Annotated in this window: 2 protein-coding genes; both read right to left on the bottom strand. The window is 43.3% G+C overall.

The features are described 5' to 3' along the window. Positions 1-577 precede the first annotated feature (577 nt). Entirely contained in the window at positions 578-880 is a 303-nt protein-coding gene (gene tnpB / locus OB236_RS40125) for an IS66 family insertion sequence element accessory protein TnpB (protein ID WP_408638490.1), read from the bottom strand. A gap of 523 nt (positions 881-1,403) precedes the next feature. Continuing rightward, positions 1,404-1,631: hypothetical protein (locus tag OB236_RS17875; RefSeq protein ID WP_262685233.1), on the bottom strand; the 228-nt coding region annotated here is incomplete at its 5' end.

The following is a 1,631-nucleotide window of genomic DNA, read 5'->3' on the forward strand; positions in this document are numbered from 1 at the left end:
GGGATCATTCACTGTTCATCTATCTCGGCCACCACCAGGGTAGACCGAATTGGAAATCTGGTCACTAAACCGATTAACAGTTGCGTTTACTACTCGAACGAGATAGTTCTCCGGAATGTCTTCTTCTAAATCCATATACAGAGTATTGTATTCCAAATAACAAATAAACCAGGGCTGCATCAAAGTGAACTGCCCCCCGTCAAGTAAACAGTAGAAAAAAGAAAATCATCTATGCAACCTGGGTCCGAAATTCTATCGGACTGAGGCTGTTAAATTCCTCTGTAATCTCTCGTAATTGTAAAAGCACATGTAGGCATCAATATCTGTCTTAAATGCCTGTCCCAAGGGCATTTATATGACCCGACTCCTCTCGAAGGCACTGCGATAACTTAGGCTTCATTAAATAGGTTCAGCTCCAGTTGATCTGGATGCGTCTTCTCGATGAAGTGCCAATACGCTTCTGCTGCGCCAGACGGAACTGTTCTTTGTACCATGAGAGCCTGCCGACAGCTCGCAAGCTCACGTGCTTGTTTTGTATTCTGTTGCTCAAGCTCGACGTTTTGCTGCTGGATTGATTCTATTCTATGGTAAGTGATTCCGGTTTGATTCTAATAGTAGAAAGATTCGACAGGATACGCGCCCTCTCCTGCAAGCTATCATTAAATCGCCACTTCCGACGAAACGCGGGGATGCGCCTCTGTTGTGTAAGCGATAAGCTATCGAGCAGCCATCGTAGCTCCCGATAGGTGAGATGCAGCGGAGTTGTGCCGTCGGCAGGCCACCCAAACGTACCGCGCAGCAGCCTGCGATAGCAAAGCCAAAATCCCATTTGGTCCCAATGCAGTATTTTGAGTTCATCGTATGGGATTTCTTTAATCATCGCTCGTCCATCATCTCTACTATATTTCGATAGCTTAAACTCTATTCAAAATACCACCTCACCGTTAATAAAATGATCGCCGACTCATATTGAATTTATTAAATAAATCCATTTCCGTTTTCAAAATAAATTGCTCCATCCCATGACTTCATTATCAGTTAAGTTATCATGAATTAGAGCTTTGCACCACAACCATTTGGAGCGATCTCAGACGAGTTTAAGATGACTTATGCTATGCCTTTCCTCAGGTAATACATTTAAGCGAATACTGTGTGCTGTTTCTTGGACAGACAGCCTTAGTTAGGAGTTTGCCTTTTAAACAGTTCGTCCGATCACAATGGACTGTTTAATCATCGCTCTTCATAGATATTTGTCGATCTAGTGCCACCGTCTTGCATACGCGGTAAGCTTCTTCCACAGGTCCAGTTTATAGTTGGCCGCTTAACCAAACGGCTCTTGGGCAGCGATATCAGCCTTTACTCACTTATTTTCTAACCCTTTCCCAAAAGTGGCCCACAAAAATTTAATTTGGATCATTCGGGTTATATTTGCGCTTCATCGCTTTTTCAAACTCATCGATCAACTTAGCAAATTCGCTTACATTTGGCTCAAGCCCAAACGTACGCTTCATGTCTCTATAGTGGCGAAAGAAAGCAGCCTTCGCTTGTTCACATGGATACCCTAATTTCTGAAGCTCCGAAATAACGCCTTGTGCATAATGTTTTTTCATCATTCGTCGGCTTATCAACTG

It is taken from the genome of Paenibacillus baimaensis, assembly GCF_025567575.1.

Coding starts and splice junctions, on each gene's coding strand:
- tnpB (WP_408638490.1), bottom strand. CDS start 880: ATGATTAAAGAAATCCCATACGATGAACTCAAAATACTGCATTGGGAC.